This window comes from Limimaricola sp. AA108-03 (assembly GCF_050847355.1).
Taxonomy (GTDB): domain Bacteria; phylum Pseudomonadota; class Alphaproteobacteria; order Rhodobacterales; family Rhodobacteraceae; genus Limimaricola.
Map to the genome: position 1 here is coordinate 2,986,941 of NZ_CP193755.1, position 20,844 is coordinate 3,007,784.

A 20,844-nucleotide genomic window follows, 5' to 3' on the forward strand; every position below is an offset into this window, starting at 1 on the left:
AGCGAAGGCAGGCACCCCAAACGAAAAACGGCGGACCCGAAGGCCCGCCGTCTCAAGCATCCGGCCCGAAGGCCGGATGGTCCTGAAATCAGGAGTCGTCCGAAGCGGCCAGAGCGACCAGACCGGCGACAGCGGCCAGCGGCAGCAGGAAGCCGAGCGGGCCAGCCAGGGTGCCGCGGGGCTCGGCTTCGGGCTCGACCACGACGACCGGGGGCTCGACGATCTCGACGGCCAGGCCACCGGCGAAAGCCGAAGAGGCGGTCATGGTGCCGGCGAGGGCGGCGGCGACGAGGGTCTTGGTGAGGCGCATGTCTCTACTCCAGTTGATAACAAAGCGTTAGGTCGGCTATAGCCAAGATAGGTGTATCACACAAGCTGGATGACCAGTGTGGCGCGGCCCGAATGCGAAACTAAAGATCGCTGCTGCGCAAATATGCAACACTTTGGCTGATGAACTGACGTGACGAAATGATCTCCCCCGCAGCGTCAAGCCAATAATAGTTCGTGAAGATCAGGCCCGTGCCTCGGCATTCCTCGTCGAACCGCCGGGCGGTCACCTGACGATTGCCGAGATTAACGGCCTCGGTCCCTTGCAAGCTCACGGTGCAGTTGAACTCGGCCCGCTCGATTCGATCCAGCCCGTCGAGCGTCTCGTGCACCCGCAATGCCTGCCCGCCGCCGGCGCGCAGCGCGGCGCGGCTCTGGCGGGCATCGGCGGCCATCAGGTCGGGGCCGAGGCCGCGGGTCGAGACCAGCATCCCGTCCCGCAGCGTGTAGGTGAAGCCGGCCGGTCCCGAAAAGCTCTTCGAGACACCGTTGTCGATCACCTGCCGCGCCGTGCCCGACAGGCCGAGCGCCGCGATCTCGACCCGGCGCGAGGTCGCGGGATCCGCAGGGGCAGCGGCGGCAGCGGCCCCCGCCGGGGCCGCCTGCGTGCCGACCAGCGGCGCGATCGCACCTTGCAGCGCCGCGGTGACCCCCGCGCCACCACCGCAACCCGCCAGCAGCGCCAGAGCCGTGAGGGCGCCCGTCATCCTGATCCGCATCGTCATTTCCAGAACCGTCCCCAGCCATCGTCGAGATCGTTCAGGTGGCCGTCGCGGACCACCTCGTAGAGCCGCCCGTCCACGCGCAGCTTGGCGCCGCCATCGCGCTGCAGAGAGGCGAGCGCGCTCGACGCCTCGCGGCGCGTCGGCTTGCCGACCACGTAATCGAGCGGAATCGTCACCCGGATGCCCTTGTCGAAGGAGCCTTCGCCGTAATCCTCGAACGGCACGTCGGTCAGGGTGAAATAGCCCCCGACGCTCCAGCCGTTCTCGAATTCGCGGTCGAGCGTGAAGGTGGCACCCCAATCCCCGGCGAGATAGCGGCCGACATCGATCTGGCCGTAGAAGCGGTTGTCGAAGTCGTAATAGGCCGAGGCATGGCCCGTCACGACGTCGTAATCCTGAAAGCCGAAGCCGAGGTCGAAATCGCGCTGCCGCGCGTAGTTGACCTCCGCACCGAGGCCGAGACGGCTGTCGGCGGGCTTCCACAGCACCTCGGTCGAGACGCCGCCATACATTTCCTCGAGGTAGCCCAGAGTGGTGCGGGCATAGACGTCCGGCGCGAGGCGTCCGTATTGCGCCAGCGTCAGGTCGCGGAAGCCGGTGGTGCCTTCCTTGGCGTAGAGCGCGGCGTTGCGGCGCACCGGATAGGGCTCGCCGCCCTCGGCCACGATCAGCTCGGGATCCTCGCGGTTGGTATAGAGCTGCTGGCGCAGCGTGCCCGAGGCGACGAGGCTGTCGGTGATCTCGTAGCTGGCGGTGACCTGCGCGCCGAGTTCGACCTGGAACGGCGCGTCGCCGTCGAAGACGGTGATGCGGGCATAGGGCGCGAGCCCCCAGGAGAACCGGTCATCGACGCGCGGCAGCGGCTTCAGCCCCACCGACGGGCCCGCATCGTCGAGCACGAGGCGCCGGGACAGCGCCTCGGTGCCGCCGGCGGTGTCGGCGAAGGCCTCGATATCCGACCGGCTCAGCGTCACGGCGGAAAGCGGCACGCCGCGCTGCATCGGCTCGAGAGTGAAGCTCTCGATCGAATCGGGCAGGCCGATGCTCAGCATCCGCGCGATCCGCCCCATCGCCTGCGCCTCGGCGCGGTAGCGGGTGTTGGTATAGCGCAGCCGCACGGCGCGGTCCGACAGCTGGATCGAGGACAATTCGACCCCCTCGGCAGCCAGCGCCTGCTGCAGCGCCGTGCCGATCGTCGCTTCGGGCAGCGCCGCGCGATTCCAGCTCTGGGCCGCGCGGGCGTCGCCCTGGCGGATCTTCACCGGTGCCGGAGCGGGATCGAGACCGGGGCCATAGGGCCGCTCGCTCGGATCGATCAGGAAGGTGCCGGTCAGCGCCAGCTCCGAGCCGTAGAGCCAGGACGCGCCGAGCTGGACGCCGGGCAACGGCCGGTAGACCGCCCCGAAATTGAGCGGCGAATCGCGATCGATCAGCCCCAGCTCGGTCTCGCGCTCATAGGCGTCCGAGGAGTATTCGGCCTTGAGCGTGAGCTTTTCGGTCGGGGCGTATTCGAGCCCCGCGAACAGCGCCGCGTCGCCCCTGAACAGCTGGTCGAAGGCCAGCGTGCCGCCTTCCTCGAAATCTAGATCCGGACGCTCGTCGAAATCCGAGGCAAGCACGCCCAGCGGGTTGTCGAAACCGTTATGGGAGCCGAAGCGGCCCCAGCCGAGACCCGCCGAAACCCGCAGCGTATCGCCGAAGGTCTTGGTCGCGACGAGATACTCCGCCCCATAGGCACCGGTCCCGAGGAAATCCTGCAGGCCGATGGCGAAGGCGGGCATCACCGCCGTCTCGTCGTTGAAGCGATAGCGCAGGTCGAAGCTGCGGTCGAAATAGGTGTCTTCCTGCCCCCGCTGCCCCGGCAGGCTGTAATCCTCGATCCGGCTGTAGCGGAAGCTGCCCGAGAGGCGCGGCAACAGCTGGAAGGTGAATGTGGTGCGGGTCTGGCCGTCGAAATTGCCGATCGTCGCGGCGATCTGGCCATCCTTGGCGCTCAGCGCCGAGGGCATCTCGATCAGCCCCGGCGTGCCATAAAGCGTGTAGCTCAGGCCCCTGTCGGACACCGTCTGGGCGTTCACCGCCCCGGCCGCCAGAAGGGCCGCAAGGCTGGCCGCCCCGCCCCGGCGCATCGCTCGGATCGTCATGTCGTGCTGCACTCCCTGCTCGCTCGCCGCACCCTAGCCGCGCCTCGGTGCAATTGAAAGCCGGGCCGACCGGGCGCGCGGCCCCGCCTCAGCCCTCGGCGCGGGGTCCCGCCCCGGCCCAGGCCGCCGCCGCGCGCCCGGCATGGCGTCCGGTGGCCAGACAGGCGGTAAGCAGGTATCCGCCCGTCGGCGCCTCCCAGTCGAGCATCTCGCCCGCGGCGAAAACGCCGGGCCGGTCGCGCAGCATCAGGCCCGCGTCGAGCGCGTCGAAACGCAGCCCGCCCGCGGTCGAGATCGCCTCGTCGAGCGGGTGCGGCCCGGTGAGCGGCACCGGAAGCGCCTTGATCAGCGCCGCCAAGGTGTCGGGATCGTTCGGCAATGGCCGCGCGAATTCCTGCAGCAGCGCCAGCCGCACCGGGTCGAGCTTCAGCGCCTTGCGCAGGTGGTTGCCGAGGCTCGCCTTGCCGCGCGGCCGCGCCAGCTTTCGCGTCACCGCCTCGGCGTCGAGATCCGGCAGCAGGTCGAGCGCCAGCGCCGCGCCGTCACGCAGATCGGCCGAGACCGCATAGAGGCCGCCGCCCTCGAGCCCGCGCGCCGAGATCACGCATTCGCCCCGCACCCGGCGCGCCCCGGCGATCAGCGCCACCGGCTTGACCGGTGCACCGAAATGCGGCCGCATATGCGCCGACCAGTCGATGCCGAAGCCCATATTGGCGGGACCGAACGGCGCGACGTGGTTCGGCAGCAAGGTGGCCCAGGCCCCGTCGGAGCCCAGCCGCGACCAGCTTGCCCCGCCCAGCGCCAGCACCGTGACGTCGGCCTGCGCGACCTGCCGCCCCTCCGGGGTCTCGAACGCGGCCCCGCCTTCCTCCCAGCCCACGAAGCGCCAGCGGGTGCGCAGCTCCACCCCGGCCCCGGCCAGCCGCGCCAACCAGGCCCGCAGCAGCGGCGAGGCCTTCATCACGGTGGGAAAGACGCGGCCCGTCGAACCGGTGAAGACCTCCTGCCCGAGCCCGCGCGCCCAGCCCTGCACCGCCTCGGGACCAAATCCGGCCAGCGCCGCCCGCAGCGCCCCGGGCACCGCGCCATAGGCCGCGTCGAACGCCTCGCGCGGCTCCTCCTTGGTCATGTTGAGCCCGGACTTGCCGGCCATCAGCAGCTTGCGCCCCATGGTCGGCATCTGCTCGGCCAGCAGCACCCGGAGACCCGCGCCCGCCAGCTCCTCGGCCGCCATCAGCCCCGCCGGTCCGCCGCCGATCACCAGTGCCCGCACGCCATGCCTCCCCGCGGCCCCGGGGACCGCCTTCGTACCTGCGGCCCGAGGCCGCGCTTGAGGACGTCATCGCCGCGCCCCATCTTTTCCCCATGCCAAGCCGCCGCGAGAAACGCCAGACCGAGGCCCTGTCCGTCGCCACACCGCGCACCGATCCGCTCTGCGCGCTGTGCCGGCGGCCGATCCCGCCCGGGGTGCCGCAAAGCGCGCATCACCTCGTGCCGAAGCTCAAGGGCGGCACGCATGGGCCGCAGGTGCTGCTGCACCACATCTGCCACAAGGAGATCCACGCGACGCTGAGCGAAGCCGAGCTGGCGCGCGACTACAACACGCCGGAGCGGCTGCGCGCGCATCCCCGGCTGGAGAGGTTCATCGCATGGGTGTCGAAGCGGCCGCCGGGCTTCTCCTCGAAGGTGCCGGGCAAGCGTCGCGGCCGCTGAGCCCTCTCAGCGCAGCCCGATGCGCCGGCGGATCTCTTCGTCGCGCAGCGAGACCTCTTGACCGACCTGGTCCTGCGCCTTGTCGGAGCACATCCAGACCAGCGCGCGGGCCGGCCATTCCGGCGGGATGTGCACCGACCAGTCGAGCCGGCTCACCGCGTTGATGCCCGATGCCTTGATCTCGCGCTGCATCTGCGTGGCGACGGTACCGGGGCTCAGCCCCATCGCGCGAATGCCGCGACCGCGATATTCGAGATCGAGCGAGCGGGTCAGCATCGCCGCCCCGGCCTTGGAGGCGCAATAGGCCGACCAGCCCTCGACCGCGTTATGCGCGGCGCCCGACGAGACGGTGATGATCGTGCCGCCGCCCTGCTCGAGCATCACCGGCAGCGCCGCGCGCATGCCGTTGAAGACGCCCTTGAGGTTGATGTCGATCACCTTGCCCCAGGCCTCGGGGTCGAGCCCGCCCATGGCGCCGATCGGCTCGATCGCGCCCGCGTTGTTGACCATCACGTCGAGTCGCCCGAACTCCTTGACGCAGGCCTCGACCGCCGCCTCGACCTCCCAGTAGCGGCTGACATCGCAAGGAATGGCGAGACCGGCCTCGCCCAGCTCCTTGGCGATGTCCGAGAGCGCCTCGGCGCTGCGCGCGAGCAGCGCGACGCGGGCCCCGGCCCCGGCGAAGGCGCGCGCGGCGGCGGCTCCGATGCCGCGGCTGGCCCCGGTGATCAGTACCGTCTTCCCCTGCATCGCGCCCTCCCCGCGCTTTGACCTTTCGTCCAGCGTAACGGGGGCCTAGTCTCCGGTCCAGACGCCCCGGTCACCGGCGCGACGGGCCCGGCCCGTGGAACTGCGAATGCGAGGAGGGCCCGACATGGCCGCATTGTCCAAAACCGCGCCGATCGGCGCGCTGATCCTGTTGGCCGGCGCCGCACAGGCCGAGGTCACCGCCGAGCAGGTCTGGCAGGACTGGCAGGAGGGGGCGGCCCGGCTCGGCGATACCCGGATCGAGACCGGCGCCGAGACCCGCTCCGCCGACGGCCTGACCGTCACCGACCTCGTGCTGACCATGCGGGGCGAGGATGGCGAACTGGTGGCGCGGGTGGCCGAGATCACCTTCACCGAGGCCGGCGACGGCACCGTCGCGGTGTCGCTGCCCGACAGCTACCCGGTCGTCATCACCGGCATGGGCGAGGTCGGGGTCGAGACCGAGATCGACCTCGGTGTGCGGCAGGACGGGCTCGAGGTGTCGGTCAGCGGCGATCCCGGTGCGATGCGCTACGACTATGCCGCGCGACGCTACGCGCTGGTGCTCGAGGCGTTGCGCGAGGACGGGGTGCAGATGCCGGCCGAGGCGACGCTCGCGCTCAACGTCCTGCGCGGCAGCTACCTGTCCGAGACCGGCGCCGAGGGGCTGCGCCGCACCGATTACGACATCGCCGCCGAGACGCTCGAACTGTCGATCGAGGGCGAGGACCGCGAGGAGGGGGGCACCGTTTCGATCAAAGGCAGCGTCGCCGAGATCGCCCTGTCCGGTGCGCTGGCGCTGCCCGAAGGCATGGAAGAAGCCGAGGCGCTGCCCGAGGGATTCGCGCTCGGCTTCGACTACGCCACCGGCCCGGCGCTGGTGGAGTTCGAAGGCGAAGGGCCCGAGGGGCGTGCCGCCGGCACCGCGCGCACCGTTTCGAGCGCGGTCGAACTGACGCTCGACCCGGCCCGCGCCGCCTATGCCTCATCGACCAAGGGGCTTGACCTGCGGCTCACCGGTCCGCTGCCCTTCCCGGTCGAGATCGCGGTCGGCGAATACGGCTTCGGCCTCGACGCGCCTCTGGCGGCGGGCGAGGCGGCGCAGGATTTCTCGGCGCGGGTCACGCTCGACAGCCTGACGCTCGGCGACCCGGTCTGGACGCTGTTCGATCCCGCCGCGGTGCTGCCGCGCGAGCCCGCGACGCTGATCGCCGAGCTGTCGGGCACCGCCCGGCTGCCGCAGGATCTTACCGATCCCGACACCGCCGAGGCGGTGGGCGAGGAGGCCGCGATGGCCGAGGCCGCGCCCGAGATCGAGAGCCTGATGCTGGACCGGCTGGTGCTGCGTCTCGCCGGTGCCGAACTTCTGGGCGACGGCGCCTTCACTTTCGACAACGAGGATTTCGAGACCTTCGAGGGCTTTCCCCGTCCCGAGGGCAAAATCGAGCTGAAGATCGCCGGCCTGAACGCGCTGATCGAGAACCTCTCGACGCTGGGCGTGATCCCGGCCGAGCAGCTGATGGGCGCGCGGATGATGCTGGGGCTGTTCACCACCCCGATCGGCAATGACGAGCTGCGCTCGGAGATCGAGATCAACGCCGAGGGCCACGTCGTCGCCAACGGCCAGCGGATCAAGTGAGGCGCACCGCCCGCGGCCTCGCTTTCCAGCGCGGCGCGGGCGCGCTAGATGGTCGGGCGACAGCCCGAAAGGATGCGCCATGACCGTCTCGCTCGCCGACCTGACCGACAGGATGCTCGCCGCCGCCCGCCGCGCCGGGGCGGAGGCCGCCGACGCGGTCGCGGTGGACGGCACCTCGGTGTCGATCGACGTGCGCGAGGGCCGGCTGGAGCAGGCCGAGCGCGCCGAAGGGGTCGATATCGGCCTGCGGGTGCTGATCGGGCGGCGGCAGGCGGTGGTCTCCTCGTCGGATGCGCGCGACGCCACCATCGAGACCATGGCCGAACGCGCCGTCGCCATGGCGCGCGAGGCGCCCGAGGACCCGCATGCCGGGCTCGCCGATCCGTCGCAGCTGGCCCGCGACACCGATTCGTCGCGGCTCGAGATGTACGACCCCGCGCCGGAGCCGGACCCGGCCGCGCTCGAGGAGGATGCGCGCCGCGCCGAGGCGGCGGCGCGCGGCGTCGAGGGGGTGACGCAGGTGCAGGGCGCCAGCGCCGGCTATGGCCATCGCCGGATCCATCTCGCCGCCACCAATGGCTTTTCGGGCGGCTACGAGCGCTCGGACCGCGCGATCTCCTGCGTCGCGGTGTCCGGCAGCGGCACCGGCATGGAGCGCGACTATGACGGCGACAGCCGCATCTTCCAGTCCGAGCTGCGCAGCGCGGAGGAGATTGGCCGCACCGCCGGCGAACGCGCCGCCGCCCGGCAGAACCCGCGCCGCCCGCGCACCGGGAAATACCCGGTTCTGTTCGACGAGCGCATCTCCTCCTCGCTGATCGGCCATCTGCTGGCCGCCGCCAATGGCGGAGCGATCGCCCGCGGATCGAGCTGGCTCCTGGGCCGCGACGGGTCGCAGGTCCTGCCCAGGGGGCTTTCGGTGATCGAGGAGCCGCACCGCCCGCGCGCCTCCGGCTCGCGGCTGTTCGACGGCGAGGGACTGCCCACCGCCGAGCGGGCGCTGGTCGATGACGGGGTGCTCACCGGCTGGGTGCTCGACCTCGCCACCGCGCGCAAGTTGGGGCTGGAAAGCACCGGCAACGCCGCGCGCGGCACCTCGGCGCCGCCCTCCCCCGCCGTCACCAATCTCCGGCTGACCGAGGGCAGCGCCACGCGCGCCGATCTGATCGCGCAGATGGGCACCGGCCTTCTGGTCACCTCGATGATCGGCTCGACCATCAATCCCAACACCGGCGACTACTCGCGCGGCGCCTCGGGCTTCTGGGTCGAGAAGGGCGAGATCGTTCACCCGGTCAATGAATGCACCATCGCGGGCAACCTGCGCGAGATGCTGATGACCCTGCTGCCCGCCAACGACGCGCGCCAGCATCTGAGCCGCGTCGTGCCCTCCCTGCTCGTGGATGGAATGACCCTTGCCGGCGACTGATCCCAGAGACGATCTGGCGCTGCTGGTCGCGGCGGCGCGGGAGGCGGCGGTCATCGCCTGCGGCTTTCGCGCGCCGCAGGTCTGGGACAAGCCCGATGAGGGCGGCCCGGTCTGCGAGGCCGATCTGGCGGTGGACGCGATGCTGCGCGAACGGCTCGGTGCGGCGCGCCCCGACTATGGCTGGCTGTCCGAGGAGACGGCGGATGCGCCCGAGCGGCTTGAGGCCGATCGGATCTTCATCGTCGACCCGATCGACGGCACCCGCGCCTATCTCGAGGGCAGCCGCGATTGGGCGCATTCGCTGGCGGTGGCCGAGAACGGCCGGATCACCGCCGCCTGCGTGCTGCTGCCGCAGCGCGATCTGCTCTATACCGCGACGCTGGGCGGCGGCGCCTTTCTCAACGGCGCGCCGATCCGCGCCAGCGCCGAGACCGATCCCGCCCGCGCCACGCTCTTGGGCCCGCGCCTCGCCATGAGCCCCGAGCACTGGCTGGGCGGCGAGGTGCCGCCCCTGCGCCGCGCCTTCCGCTCGGCGCTGGCCTGGCGGCTGTGCCTGCTGGCAGAGGCGCGCTTCGACGCGATGCTGACGATCCGCCCGACCTGGGAATGGGACATCGCGGCGGGCAGCCTGATCCTGACCGAGGCCGGTGGCACCGCCACCGACCAGCGCGGCGCCGAGCTGGGCTTCAACAAGCCGCATCCGCAGAGCGACGGCGTGCTGGCGGGCGGGGCGCTGCACGGCGTGCTGCTGCCGCTGCTCGCCGCCTCCCCCGTTCCGCCTCCGGCCTGACCCCGGCCTGCCCCCGGCTTGACCCGGGCCCTTCGACGCGTAATTTGCCGCGAAAGCCCCAACCCCGAGGATTCCCATGACCCAGCGCCTGCATCTCGTCTTCGGCGGCGAGCTGATCGATCCGTCGAAGAACGTGTTCCGCAACACCGACGACATCCACATCGTCGGCATGTTCCCCGATTACGCCTCGGCCTATTCGGCCTGGAAGAGCGAGGCGCAGCGCACGGTCGACAACGCCCACATGCGCTACTTCATCGCGCATATCCACCGGCTGCGCGACGAGGAGGCCGCCGCCTCCCCGACCGAGGAACTCGGCAACTGAGACAGCCGCCCGCCGATCCCGCGAAGCGTCCCGAGGGACCGCTGGTCTGGGTCCATTGCCCCGACCCGGCGCGCAGCGCCGCGGTCGCGGCGCTGGCCCGGCGCTTCGACGAGGATCGCGACCCGCTGACGCTGCTGCTGACGGCACCGGCGCGGCTGCGCGACGCGCCGCGCAAGCTGCTGCAATGGCCGCCGCTGCCTGACAGCCGCTCCGCCACGCAGGACTTTCTGGCGCGCTGGCGGCCCGACCTTCTGGTCTGGATGCGTGGCCCGGTGCAGCCCTCCGTGCTGTTCGAGACCGCCAAGGCGGGACTGCCCGCCCTGATGGTCGATGCCGAGGCCGACATGATCGCAGTGGCAGGCGGTGGCTGGCGGCTCGGCACGAAGCGCGCGGCCTACCAGCAGTTCGAGCGACTGCTCGCCGCCGACGGCACCGCCGCGGCACGGCTGCGCCGCATCGGCGTCGAGCCGACACGGATTGAGATCATCGGACGCCTCGATGCCACGCGGCCGCTCCCCGATTGCTACGAGCGCGACCGGGCCGATCTCGCCGCGGCAATCGGCTCGCGGCCGGTTTGGCTCGTCGCGGGCGGGGTCGAGGCCGAGATCGACGCCATCGCCGCGGCCCAACGTCAGGCCAGCAAGCGCGCGCATCGGCTGCTGATGATCGTCGCCCCCGCGAGCGAGGCCGCTGCGCTGCCGATCGCCCGCGCCCTGCGCGCGCGGGGCTTCATCGTGGCCGAACGGGCGGAAGGCGACGAGCCGGACGAGGCGACCGAGATCTACGTCGCCGACGGGCCGGGCGAGATCGGGCTTTGGTACCGACTCGCACCGATGACCTTCCTGGGCGGAACGCTCTCCGACCTGCCCTGCCGCGACCCGATGGAGCCCGCGGCGCTTGGCTCGGCGGTGCTGCACGGCCCGCGACAGGCGCTGCATGCCGCCGGATTCGACAGGCTGGCCGCCGCCGGGGCCTGCCGCATCGTGCGCGGCCCCGCCGATCTCGGACAGGCGGTCGAGGCGCTGCTCGCGCCCGACCGCGCGGCGATGCTGGCCCGCGCCGCCTGGGACGTGGCGACCGAGGGCGCCGAGGCGACCAACCGGACCATGGAACTGGTCCGCCAGGCCCTGGAGCGGCGCTGATGAGGGCACCGGCCTTCTGGGATGGCGACCCCGCGCGCCCCGGACCGCGCGCCCGCGCGCTGGCGCCGCTCGCCGCGCTTTATGCCACGGCCACCGCGCGGCGGGTCGCGCGGCCCGGCTGGCGCGCGCCGGTGCCGGTGATCTGCGTCGGCAATCTCAACGCCGGCGGCACCGGCAAGACGCCGACCGCCATCGCGCTGATGCAGCGCCTCGCCGAGCGCGGCATCGAGGCCCATGTGGTGAGCCGGGGCCATGGCGGACGGCTGGAAGGACCGGTCCGGGTCGATGAACGCCGCCATGCGGCGGATGAGGTCGGAGACGAGCCGCTGCTTCTCGCGGCCTTCGGCCCGGTCTGGGTCGCGCGCGACCGAGCCGCAGGGGCGCGGGCGGCGGTGGCCGCAGGCGCGCAGGTGCTGATCCTCGACGACGGCTTTCAGAACCCGGCGCTCGACAAGGATCTCTCGATCGTGGTGGTGGATGCCGCGCGCGGCTTCGGCAATGGCAGGGTCATCCCGGCCGGACCGCTGCGCGAGCCGGTCCCTGCTGGACTGGCGCGCGCCGACATGGTGCTCTCGATCGGCGGCGCGGCGCAGCAGGCCCGCTTCTCCGAACGCTGGGGCGCGCAGCTGGCCGGTCTGCCGCATCTGACGGGCCGCCTTGCGCCGCTGATGACCGGCATGAAGTGGGAGCGGATGCCGGTGCTGGCCTTCGCCGGCATCGGTCACCCGGAAAAGTTCTTCGCGACGCTCAAGGGGCTTGGCGCCGATCTGCGCCGGGCCGAGGCCTTGGGCGATCACCAGCCGCTGACACCGGCGCTGATGACGCGGCTCGAACAGGAGGCGCGCGCCCTGCCGGCGCAGCTGGTCACGACGGAAAAGGACGCGGTGCGCCTGCCCGCGTCCTTCAGATCCAAGGTGCTGACCCTGCCGGTGCGGCTCGAATGGGGCGATCCCGCCCCGCTCGACGCCGCGCTGGACCGGCTGGGGCTTACTCCTCGATAAGCCCGTCGATGATCTCGGCCATGTCGGCCCAAGCCATGTTCGAGTGCTTCTCGCCATTGATCAGGAAAGTCGGCGTCGAGGTGATGTCGTCGGCCTTGGCGTTTTCCTCGAACCAGCTCACCAGCTCCTGCGCCTTGTCGCCATCGGTCAGGCAAGCCTCGAGCTGCGCCTCTTCGAGCCCGGCCTTGAGGCCGATCTCGCGCAGCTTCGCGGCGATCGCCGCCGGGTCGCCGCCGGCGGCCCAGTCGCGCTGCTGCTCGTAGAGCATGTCGGAGATGCCGAAGAACTTCTGCTCGCCGCCGCAACGCGCGATCATCGAGGCCCAGAGGCCGGGACGGTCGAAATACACCTCGCGATAGACGAAGCGTACCTTGCCCTCGTCGATGTAGTCCTTGAGCTGCGGATAGCTGGTCTCGTGCCAGTTCGCGCAATGCGGGCAGGTGTAGGAGGCGTATTCCATCACCGTCACCGGTGCGTCCTCGGCGCCCTGCACCATCTCGACGATGCCGTCCTCGGCCGGGGTCGCATCCTCGTCGGAGGCAGTGGCCGTCCCGGTTTCGGCCTCGGCGCCGGCTTCCGCCTCGATTTCGGTCTCGGCGCTTTCGGCTTCGGCCTCCATCTCCGTTTCGGCTTCGGTTTCGGCCTCCATCTCCGTTTCGGCTTCGGCCTCGGCCGCTGCGTCGGCTTCCTCGGTTCCGGCCTCGGCCTCGGCCTCTACGGCGGTCTCCTCGGCGGTCGTCTCGGTCTCGGCCTCGGTGGCCTCCTGCGCCGAAAGCGGGGCGGCGAGGGCCATCCAGCCCAGCGCGGCGGTCAGGGCGATGGTGGAGCTTGCGAGTTTCATGCGGTGTCCTGTCTTAATTCCGACGTTTGGACAGGACATTGGCAGCCAAGGCCTCGAGCGCAAGTCGCAATTCCGTGTCCCCGACACCCTCGGCGGTCTTTGCCGCCTGTGCCTGCACCTCGGGATCCGGCGCGCGCGGCGCCGCCTTGGGGGCGGGAGCGAAGGCTGCCTGGCCATCGGCGAATCCCGTCGGCGCGGTCTGGGTGATCCGCACCTTGGAGATGGCGCGGTAGCCGTAGCAGGCATTGACCCGCTCGCGGATCGTCTCGGCCTGCATCGACAGCATCGGCGCCTGCGCGCCGGTGGTCAGAAGCGTCAGCGTCGCGCCCAGACCGTCGCGGCCATAGCCGATCTTCACCGGCTGCGCGATCCGCGCCGTGTCCTCGCCGACGATCTCGGCCCAATGGGTCAGAAGCCGCGTGACGGCAAAGCCGCGCGCCTCGGAGGCGCCGCGGATGCGCGACTGCAACAGGCCCGAGGCCTGCGCAAATCCGCGTGTGGTGGAGGCGCGTCGCTGTTTCATGACAGCGCCCATCCTACTAGATCGGGCGGGGGCCGGACCAGAGGGGATGCGCGTGACCGAGACCGAAATGACCGAGGCGCTGCGCGACTGGTACGACCGCCACGCCCGGACCATGCCGTGGCGCACCGGGCCGGCCGAAAAGCTGGCGGGCGCGCGTCCCGACCCCTACGGCGTCTGGCTGTCCGAGGTGATGCTGCAGCAGACCACCGTGGCCGCGGTGAAGAAGTACCACGACCGCTTCGTCGCGCTGTGGCCGAGCGTGGCCGATCTCGCGGCGGCCGAGGATTCGCAGGTGATGGCCGAATGGGCCGGGCTCGGCTACTACGCCCGCGCCCGCAACCTCCTGAAATGCGCCCGCGCCGTGGTGGCCGATCACGGTGGCCGGTTTCCCGACACGCATGACGCGCTGATCGGGCTTCCGGGCATCGGCCCCTATACCGCCGCCGCCATCGCCGCGATCGCCTTCGACAGGCCCGAGACGGTGGTGGACGGCAATGTGGAGCGGGTCATGTCGCGGCTCTTCGACGTCCCCACGCCCTTGCCCGCCGCCAAGCCCGAGCTCACCGCCCACGCCGCCCGGCTGACGCCGCGCGACCGCCCCGGCGATCACGCGCAGGCGGTGATGGATCTCGGCGCGACGATCTGCACGCCCCGCAACCCCGCCTGCGGCATCTGCCCGCTGCGCGAGCCCTGCCTCGCGAGGCAGCGCGGCACGCAGGGCGAACGCCCGGTGAAGGCGCCGAAGAAGGCCAAACCGCAACGCCGCGGCTATGCCTATGTCGGGCGGCGCGCCGACGGCGCCTGGCTCATGGAAACCCGGCCCGACAAGGGGCTTCTTGGGGGCATGCTGGGCTTTCCCGGATCGGACTGGACGCAGGCACCCGAGCCCGCGCCGCCGGCCGCAGCCAATTGGCGCGAGGCGGGCGAGGCCGTGCATGTCTTCACCCATTTCGCGCTGACCCTGACCGTGATGGTGGCGGAACTGCTACCCACCAATCCCGAGCGCGGGCATTTCGTGGCAGCCGAGGCGTTCCGCCCCGGCGCCCTGCCGACGCTGATGCGCAAGGTGCACGACGTGGCGACGCCGCATCTCGCCGTTGAGCGGCCCGGAGCGGCGGGCTAGGCTCTCGCGCATGACCACGCTGCCGGCGCCGCGCGCCCCGTTCCTGTCCGCCCTGCCCTACTGGGTGTCGCTGCTGACGCTGCCCCTCGCGGCCTTTGCCGCGCATATGGGGGGCTGGTGGGTGCTGCTGCTACCCGCCTTCGCCTGGCTCTTGTTCGACATCCTCGACCTCGTCGGCGGGCTCGACCGCTCGAACCCCGACCCCGAAACGCCAGAGAGCGCGCTGTTCTGGCACCGGCTGCTCACCATGATCTGGGTCCCCGCGCAGGCGGTCATGACCTTCGGCCTCGTCTTCTATGCCAGTCGCGCAGGTCATCTCGGGACATGGGAGAAGATCGGGCTCTTCGTGGGACAGGGCGTGATCTCGGGCGCGGTCGGCATCGTCTATGCGCATGAACTCCTGCACCAGCGCGACCGGCTGGAGCGCTGGCTGGGCGACATCCTCCTTGCGATGGTGCTGTGGTCGCCGTTCCGCTCGCATCACCTGCGGGTGCATCACCTGCATGTCGGCACCCCCGCCGACGTGGTGACGGCGCGCTACAACGAGGGCTTCCACCGGCACTTCTTCCGGGTGCTGTGGCGGATGCCGCGCGATGCCTGGCGCGCCGAGGCGCGGCTCCTGGCGCGCAAGGGGCTCAGCATGCGCAGCGCCAAGAACCCGTTCTGGCGCTACGCCGCACTGCAGGCGGGGATGCTGGGGCTGGCGCTGGCCTTGGGCGGCACCGAGGGACTCGTACTGTTCGCGTTGCAGGCCTTCATCGCGATCTGGCAGCTGGAGCTGGTGAACTACATCGAGCATTACGGGCTGACGCGAAAGCATCTCGGGGAGGGGCGCTACGACCATGTGCAACCGCGCCATTCGTGGAACGCCGAGCACCGCGCCTCGAACCGGCTCCTCATCAACCTGCAACGCCATTCGGACCACCACTACAAGCCCGACCGCCGCTACCCGCTCTTGCAGACCTACCCCGAGGACGAGGCGCCGCAGCTGCCGCAGGGCTACCCGATCATGGGGGTGGCGGCGCTGATCCCGCCCGTCTGGCGGCGTATGATGAACCCGCGCGTGCGCGCCTGGCGCAGGCGCTTCTACCCGGAGGTCACCGATTGGGGACCGTACAAGCGGGGCGAGCTGCCGCGGCCGCGCGGCGCCTAGTCGCCGGCCATCTCCGCGCGCACCTGCTGACGCAGCAGGTCGATCGGCACCGTCGCGCCGTCGCGCTTGAAGTGCCAATAGGTCCAGCCGTTGCAGGACGGCGCGCCCTCGAGCTGGGCCCCGACCTGGTGGATCGAGCCCTTGGCCTCGGAACAGACCAGCGTGCCGTCGGCGCGCACCCGGGCGCGGTGACGGCCGTTGAGACTGTGCAGCACCTCGCCCGGCCGCAGCATGCCGCGCTCGACCAGAACGCCGAAGGCGACGCGCGGCTCGGCCCGCTTCGAGGTCGAGACCTGAAGCGCATCCGAATCGTAGGGGCGAACCTGCGCGATCCGGGCCTCGGCGACGCGGCGGTAATCGGCCTCGCGCTCGATGCCGATGAAATCGCGGCCCATCGCCTTGGCCACGGCGCCGGTGGTGCCGGTGCCGAAGAACGGATCGAGGATCACGTCGCCGGGGTTGGTGGTGCCGAGAATCACCCGGTGCAGCAGCGATTCGGGCTTTTGCGTCGGATGCGCTTTCTGGCCGTTCTCGTCCTTGAGCCGCTCGCCCCCGGTGCAGATCGGCAGCACCCAATCCGAGCGCATCTGCACGCCTTCGTTCAGCGCCTTCAGCGCCTCGTAATTGAAGGTGTATTTCGCGCCCTCGGATTTCGAGGCCCAGATCAGCGTCTCATGCGCGTTGGTCAGCCGCTTGCCGCGGAAGTTCGGCATCGGGTTCGACTTGCGCCAGACCACGTCGTTGAGGATCCAGAACCCCTGGTTCTGAAGCTCGGCGCCGAGGCGGAACACGTTGTGATAGCTGCCGATCACCCAGATCGCGCCTTCGGGCTTGAGCACGCGGCGCGCCTGTTTCAGCCAGGCGCGGGTGAAGGCATCGTAGGTCTTGAAGCTGGCGAAGCTGTCCCAGGCATCATTCACCGCATCGACGCGGGAATTGTCCGGGCGCATCAGTTCGCCCCTGAGCTGCAGGTTGTAGGGCGGGTCCGCGAAGACCAGATCGACGCTCGCATCCGGCAGCTTCTTCATCTGCGCGACGCAGTCGCCGGCCAAAACGCTGTTCAGGGGGAGCGTGGCCGCCCCCCGGCTTGTCGTCTTCGTGGTCATGGAAACGCCTCTGATCCGCGGCGGTGGCCCGCTTCGTGCTTGTGGATAAATATGAGTCAGCGGTGAGTCGGTGTCAAAATCTTTTTCGAATCAGTCGGTTGCGATTGCGGGTTGATACAAGATGTTGTGGATGGGTTTGAAGCCACGCCTATGATGAGGCGTCACCCCCAGATCCAGTAGCGCCGCCATGTGCTGGGCCGTTCCATAGCCGGAATTCCGCTCCCAGCCATAGCCTGGATGACGCTGCGCCAGCTCCGCCATGATCCGGTCGCGCGCCACCTTGGCAACGATCGAGGCGGCGGCAATCGACAGAGACCGCGCATCGCCGCCAACCATGGTTTCGCTGGGGTAGTCCAAGCCGCGCGGTACCATGTTGCCATCGACGAGCACGTGGCAGGGCGGTGCCGAAAGGCCGGCCACGGCACGAACCATCGCCAGATGCGAGGCGCGCAAGATGTTGTGGCTCTCGATTTCCTCGACGCTGGCATGGGCGATCGAGACCTCGGCCACCGCCGCGATCTCGGCGGCCAAGGCGAGACGGCGGCGCGCGGTGAGCCGCTTCGAATCGTCGAGCCCGTCCGGAATGCGCTCGGGATCGAGAATCACCGCGGCGGCGGTGACCGGGCCGGCAAGCGGGCCGCGCCCCACCTCGTCGACGCCGCAGATGCGGACGAGCCCGCGGGTGCGGGCGGTGGTCTCTGCTGTGAAATCGGGTGGCATGCGGGGGTTCTGGCGCGACGGCGACCGGCGATCAAGAGCCGTGTCGGGGAAAACAGGGGCGGGGCATGAGGACACCGCCGCCCCCCACTCGTTACCAGGGTCACCGGGAAAAAATGATTAGGGGGTAGAAGCCAGGCTTCCACCCCCGGGGGCGATGCGGCAACTGGGGCAAGAGCCGCATCTCTGCTCGACCGTTTTACCGGACGGCAATTCTGTAGCCGCGATCGCGCAAGCACTGCGTGTCGTAGCCGGAGGTGATCCGGCCCTCCTCGCGGCCGGTCACGGCGCAATCGAGCGGAAAGCTGCGGGCCAGCACCGGGTAATCGTCGAGGCAGTCGCCATCGACCAGCGAGGCGGATTCGAAGCCGCTCTGCTGCCGGCGCAGGCAGGCGAAGGGAATCTCTCCCGTGGCGACCGGGGTGGTCGTCTCGGGCAGGGTCTGCGCAGAGGTCGTGGCCGGCTTCCAGTCGCGCAGCAGGTCCGGGGTCACCTCGTCGCGCGGTATCGGCGGCAGCGCCTCGGGTGCCGGGGCCACCGGGCTTCCTTGCGCTTCGAGCCGGGCGCGTGCCTCGGCGCGGCGCCGCTCTTCGGCGGCGCGGGCGATCTCGGCCAGCCGGGCCTCCTCGGCCTGGCGCACGATCTCGGCGCGGCGGGCTTCGGTTTCGGCGCGCTCGCGTTCGGCCGCCAAGGCCTCCTCGCGCGCGGCCGCCTCGGCGCGGGCCTGCGCCTCGGCTTGTGCTCGGGCCGAGGCCTGCGGATCGCTCAGGTCGAGCCCGAACTCGCGCGCGATCGCCTCGATCCCGGTGCCGGCGCCCTGCCCGGCGATGATCGCACTCAGGGCGCCCAGCGCCGCGCGGGTGCGGGCATCGGACTCGCTTTCGCGCTCTTCTTCCTCTTCGCGGCGCTCCAGCTCGCGCTTCAGGCGCTTCTCGGCTTCCTTGCGCTCTTCCTTCGCGACCTTACGGGCCTCCTTGCGCTTCTCCTTGGCCTCCTTCTCGGCGGCCTTGGCCTTTTTCTCGGCGCGCTCCTTGTCCTTGTCGCGCTGCTGCTTGGCGGCGGCACCGATCACGCCGAGCGCCACCAGCCCGCCGATCAGCCGGCCCATGCTCGCATTGTCGTCCTGCGCCATGACCGGCGCGGGGGCGAGGCCGGACAGCCCGAGCGATAGCGAAAGCGTTGCGGCGATGAGGCGTCGTGCCATGTCGGTCTCCGTCATGCGGCTCCCGGCGGAGCGAATACCCTGCTGCCGGCCGATCGTGCGGGGCCGGGGGGAGGCAGGTCTTGTGAGGCAAAGTTGGCCCGATTGCTCCGTCAGGCAATAACGCGGCGTCCCGCAGGGCGCGTTATTGAATAGCACCGGGCCGCGCCGCATGGTGAAGCCCATGAAAACCCTCGCCCTCACCCTCTCGTTCATCGTCGTCGGCGCCGCATCGGCGCAGGCGGCCTGTTACGCCGATTACAAGGCCAAGCGCGACGATCCGCTCAGGCTGCATTACGGCGTTGCCGAAATCTCCTCGCCATGCGACCAACCCGACGCCGCCGCGGACGAACTGCGCCCGCGGCTCGGCTCGGATGGTTGGAAGCTCCTTGCCATCGTGAGCCTGTTCGGCGACGAGGGTCTGGAGAAAAGGCGGGACAGTGCAGGCGATTACTTCCTCCGCTACTGAGGCGCGACAAGCAGGCAACAAGATCGTCACTGCGGGACTCGCGGCGATCGCACTGTTGCTGATCGGCGCGGCGATCCTGCTCTTCGTCAACCTTCCCGACGCCAACGCCTTCAACGCCCGGGTCGAACGGCTCTTCGTCGAGAATGACGACCTCACCGCGCAGGCCGAGATCAAGCTCCTGGAGATCCTCGCGCAGTCGGGCACCGCCTTTTCGGAGGTGCTGTCGAGCTACCGCTTCGTGATCTTCGTGCTGCTGACCTTCGCGATGGCGATGCTGGTGGCGGCGGTGGCGTTCCTGCTGATGCTGATCCAGCTCAACCGCCGCATGGGCCGGATCGAGCGCAAGGGCATCGAGGTGAACAGCCTCGTCATCAGCCGCGACCAGAACGCGGTGCATCTCAACGATTTCGAGTTCAAGCTGACGCCGGCGGCGATCGAGACGCTGTCGGTGCTGGCCGAGGCGCGGATGGATGACGAGGTGCTTTCGGGTTCGGAGATCGAGGCGGTGATCTCGGGCCGCTCCGCCGCCGATTGCGACGAGGCCGCCGGGGCCACGCGGATCAAGCGGCTGCGCGACACGCTGGGCAACCAGCTGGTGAGCGAGCTTCTGGTGAAGAACATCGCCAAGCGCGGCTACGTGCTGGCGATCGACAAATCGGTGATCCGGATGCAGTGAGGCCGGGCCCGGCTCCTCGGTCCTGCCTCAGTCGCGCATCAGTCTCGCGTATTCCGCCTCGGGCGCGCCGTAGCAGCCGCCGACCATCTCTTCGAGCCCACGACGGTTCAGGATGCGGATCTGCCCGCGCGTGGCACGCACCAGCCCCTGCCCTTCGAGAATGTGCAGCGACACGGTGACGCCGGCGCGGCGCACGCCGAGCATGATCGACAGGAAATCATGCGTCAGCATCACCTCGTCCCCGTCGATCCGGTCGTGACACATCAGCAGCCAGCGCGCGAGCCGGGCATCAAGCTTGAGCTTGGCATTGGCCAGCGCGGTATGCGCGGTCTGCACCGACAGCGTATGGCAGTAATGCAGCAGCCGCTCGCGCAGCGGCTCCTGCTCGAGCGCGTCGCGCAGCCGGTCCGCTTCGAGCCGGTAGCCGGTCCCGGCGATCTGCACCGTGGTCTGATGCGGCGACCGGTCGGTGCCCATCACCACCATGGTGCCCGACATGCCCTCGCGGCCAACCAGCCCCGCCTCGATCTGGGCGTTGCCCTCGCCGTTCATCGCCACGATGGAGATGACGCCGCCCGTCGGGAAATAGATGTGCTCGACCGGTTCGTTGGGCTGCTCGATCACGAGCCCCTGCGGCAGGCTGACGGGTTCGAGATGGGCGAACATGAGGTCGGCAAGCGCTGCGGGCATCCGGGCCAGCAGCTGGTTGCCTTCACCCCGTGTACCTTGTTCCTCGACCTTCATCGGCGCCTTCTCGTCGCGGGCGGTCGCACGACGTTCGTCGCAGCCCCGGCGGATGCATCCCGTATTCGTCCTTGCAACCGCCATACTGTGCTACTGCGCCATATTAATAAACGCCAGTAACCCAAGAGGTTCCGTGCGGAGCCGCACAAAGTTCGAACATCGTATCGGTCCATGGTGACCCCGGCAGGACTCGAACCTGCAACCTATCCCTTAGGAGGGGATTGCTCTATCCAGTTGAGCCACGGGGCCACGGTCCCTTCCATGCCCGGCTTTGCCGGGCCCGTCAACGTCGCTTGGACAAGCCCGGCGCCGCAT

Annotated in this window: 22 protein-coding genes and 1 tRNA gene; 11 read left to right on the top strand and 12 right to left on the bottom strand. The window is 70.1% G+C overall.

Features of this window, described 5'->3' with window-relative positions; genetic code table 11:
* Positions 1-88: 88 nt before the first annotated feature.
* From ACRAQ3_RS14540 to ACRAQ3_RS14555, 4 genes are all read right to left on the bottom strand, one after another.
* On the bottom strand, positions 89-310 hold the full coding sequence (locus tag ACRAQ3_RS14540; RefSeq protein WP_085895362.1) for a hypothetical protein: 222 nt from the start codon (positions 308-310) through the stop codon (positions 89-91).
* Positions 311-410: 100 nt separating this feature from the next.
* Positions 411-1,034 carry a YjbF family lipoprotein gene (locus tag ACRAQ3_RS14545; protein ID WP_432255101.1) on the bottom strand — a complete coding sequence of 208 codons (624 nt, stop codon included), beginning with the start codon at positions 1,032-1,034 and terminating at the stop codon, positions 411-413.
* Between the two features lie 14 nt (positions 1,035-1,048).
* Positions 1,049-3,196: a YjbH domain-containing protein gene (locus ACRAQ3_RS14550; RefSeq protein WP_432255102.1), complete on the bottom strand. Its 2,148-nt coding sequence runs from the start codon at positions 3,194-3,196 to the stop codon at positions 1,049-1,051.
* An 88-nt stretch (positions 3,197-3,284) separates the two neighbouring features.
* Positions 3,285-4,469 (bottom strand): TIGR03862 family flavoprotein, encoded by a 1,185-nt coding sequence (locus tag ACRAQ3_RS14555; RefSeq protein ID WP_432255103.1) that lies wholly within the window; start codon positions 4,467-4,469, stop codon positions 3,285-3,287.
* Positions 4,470-4,561: 92 nt separating this feature from the next.
* On the opposite strand from ACRAQ3_RS14555, the gene ACRAQ3_RS14560 reads away from it, so the two are divergent.
* Complete coding sequence (locus tag ACRAQ3_RS14560; RefSeq protein WP_432255104.1) at positions 4,562-4,909, top strand: hypothetical protein; 348 nt, start codon at positions 4,562-4,564, stop codon at positions 4,907-4,909.
* A 6-nt stretch (positions 4,910-4,915) separates the two neighbouring features.
* Here the strand turns inward: ACRAQ3_RS14560 and ACRAQ3_RS14565 are convergent, their stop codons facing one another.
* Positions 4,916-5,659 (bottom strand): SDR family oxidoreductase, encoded by a 744-nt coding sequence (locus ACRAQ3_RS14565; RefSeq protein WP_269397450.1) that lies wholly within the window; start codon positions 5,657-5,659, stop codon positions 4,916-4,918.
* Between the two features lie 124 nt (positions 5,660-5,783).
* Here ACRAQ3_RS14565 and ACRAQ3_RS14570 point away from each other — a divergent pair, with 124 nt between their 5' ends.
* The 6 genes from ACRAQ3_RS14570 to lpxK all read left to right on the top strand — a co-directional run bounded on the left by ACRAQ3_RS14570 (position 5,784) and on the right by lpxK (position 11,976).
* The gene (locus ACRAQ3_RS14570) at positions 5,784-7,295 is read left to right on the top strand and encodes a hypothetical protein (protein WP_432255105.1); all 1,512 of its coding nucleotides are present in this window, start codon (positions 5,784-5,786) and stop codon (positions 7,293-7,295) included.
* Between the two features lie 79 nt (positions 7,296-7,374).
* Positions 7,375-8,721: a TldD/PmbA family protein gene (locus ACRAQ3_RS14575; protein WP_432255106.1), complete on the top strand. Its 1,347-nt coding sequence runs from the start codon at positions 7,375-7,377 to the stop codon at positions 8,719-8,721.
* Positions 8,708-9,511, top strand: coding sequence for a 3'(2'),5'-bisphosphate nucleotidase CysQ (locus tag ACRAQ3_RS14580; RefSeq protein WP_432255107.1), 804 nt, complete (start codon positions 8,708-8,710; stop codon positions 9,509-9,511). Before ACRAQ3_RS14575 ends, ACRAQ3_RS14580 begins: the two co-directional genes overlap by 14 nt.
* A gap of 76 nt (positions 9,512-9,587) precedes the next feature.
* Complete coding sequence (locus ACRAQ3_RS14585) at positions 9,588-9,833, top strand: DUF4170 domain-containing protein (protein WP_085895354.1); 246 nt, start codon at positions 9,588-9,590, stop codon at positions 9,831-9,833.
* Positions 9,830-10,975: a 3-deoxy-D-manno-octulosonic acid transferase gene (locus ACRAQ3_RS14590; RefSeq protein WP_432256301.1), complete on the top strand. Its 1,146-nt coding sequence runs from the start codon at positions 9,830-9,832 to the stop codon at positions 10,973-10,975. Before ACRAQ3_RS14585 ends, ACRAQ3_RS14590 begins: the two co-directional genes overlap by 4 nt.
* On the top strand, positions 10,975-11,976 hold the full coding sequence (gene lpxK, locus ACRAQ3_RS14595; protein WP_432255108.1) for a tetraacyldisaccharide 4'-kinase: 1,002 nt from the start codon (positions 10,975-10,977) through the stop codon (positions 11,974-11,976). Before ACRAQ3_RS14590 ends, lpxK begins: the two co-directional genes overlap by 1 nt.
* On the opposite strand, the gene ACRAQ3_RS14600 is transcribed toward lpxK, so the two are convergent.
* Both ACRAQ3_RS14600 and ACRAQ3_RS14605 read right to left on the bottom strand, forming a co-directional pair.
* On the bottom strand, positions 11,963-12,817 hold the full coding sequence (locus ACRAQ3_RS14600) for a DsbA family protein (protein WP_432255109.1): 855 nt from the start codon (positions 12,815-12,817) through the stop codon (positions 11,963-11,965). The two genes, lpxK and ACRAQ3_RS14600, sit on opposite strands and share 14 nt — an antisense overlap.
* Positions 12,818-12,830: 13 nt before the next feature.
* On the bottom strand, positions 12,831-13,340 hold the full coding sequence (locus tag ACRAQ3_RS14605; protein ID WP_432255110.1) for a DUF721 domain-containing protein: 510 nt from the start codon (positions 13,338-13,340) through the stop codon (positions 12,831-12,833).
* A 46-nt stretch (positions 13,341-13,386) separates the two neighbouring features.
* Between ACRAQ3_RS14605 and mutY the strand changes: the two genes are divergently transcribed.
* Positions 13,387-14,463 (top strand): A/G-specific adenine glycosylase, encoded by a 1,077-nt coding sequence (gene mutY / locus ACRAQ3_RS14610; protein WP_432255111.1) that lies wholly within the window; start codon positions 13,387-13,389, stop codon positions 14,461-14,463.
* Positions 14,464-14,473: 10 nt separating this feature from the next.
* Positions 14,474-15,616, top strand: a complete 1,143-nt coding sequence (locus tag ACRAQ3_RS14615; RefSeq protein ID WP_432255112.1) for an alkane 1-monooxygenase — start codon at positions 14,474-14,476, stop codon at positions 15,614-15,616.
* On the opposite strand, the gene ACRAQ3_RS14620 is transcribed toward ACRAQ3_RS14615, so the two are convergent.
* The 3 genes from ACRAQ3_RS14620 to ACRAQ3_RS14630 form a co-directional block, all read right to left on the bottom strand.
* The gene (locus ACRAQ3_RS14620) at positions 15,613-16,722 is read right to left on the bottom strand and encodes a site-specific DNA-methyltransferase (protein WP_432255113.1); all 1,110 of its coding nucleotides are present in this window, start codon (positions 16,720-16,722) and stop codon (positions 15,613-15,615) included. The two genes, ACRAQ3_RS14615 and ACRAQ3_RS14620, sit on opposite strands and share 4 nt — an antisense overlap.
* Before the next feature lie 90 nt (positions 16,723-16,812).
* Positions 16,813-17,442, bottom strand: coding sequence for a ribonuclease HII (locus ACRAQ3_RS14625; protein ID WP_269397443.1), 630 nt, complete (start codon positions 17,440-17,442; stop codon positions 16,813-16,815).
* A 196-nt stretch (positions 17,443-17,638) separates the two neighbouring features.
* On the bottom strand, positions 17,639-18,643 hold the full coding sequence (locus tag ACRAQ3_RS14630) for a hypothetical protein (RefSeq protein WP_432255114.1): 1,005 nt from the start codon (positions 18,641-18,643) through the stop codon (positions 17,639-17,641).
* A gap of 169 nt (positions 18,644-18,812) precedes the next feature.
* On the opposite strand from ACRAQ3_RS14630, the gene ACRAQ3_RS14635 reads away from it, so the two are divergent.
* Together ACRAQ3_RS14635 and ACRAQ3_RS14640 are read left to right on the top strand one after the other, a co-directional pair.
* The gene (locus ACRAQ3_RS14635) at positions 18,813-19,109 is read left to right on the top strand and encodes a hypothetical protein (RefSeq protein ID WP_370737690.1); all 297 of its coding nucleotides are present in this window, start codon (positions 18,813-18,815) and stop codon (positions 19,107-19,109) included.
* Entirely contained in the window at positions 19,081-19,785 is a 705-nt protein-coding gene (locus tag ACRAQ3_RS14640; RefSeq protein ID WP_269397441.1) for a winged helix-turn-helix domain-containing protein, read from the top strand. Before ACRAQ3_RS14635 ends, ACRAQ3_RS14640 begins: the two co-directional genes overlap by 29 nt.
* A 27-nt stretch (positions 19,786-19,812) precedes the next feature.
* Here the strand turns inward: ACRAQ3_RS14640 and ACRAQ3_RS14645 are convergent, their stop codons facing one another.
* Both ACRAQ3_RS14645 and ACRAQ3_RS14650 read right to left on the bottom strand, forming a co-directional pair.
* Entirely contained in the window at positions 19,813-20,451 is a 639-nt protein-coding gene (locus tag ACRAQ3_RS14645) for a Crp/Fnr family transcriptional regulator (RefSeq protein WP_432255115.1), read from the bottom strand.
* A 250-nt stretch (positions 20,452-20,701) separates the two neighbouring features.
* Positions 20,702-20,778 (bottom strand) — tRNA-Arg (locus ACRAQ3_RS14650).
* Between the last annotated feature and the right edge of the window lie 66 nt (positions 20,779-20,844).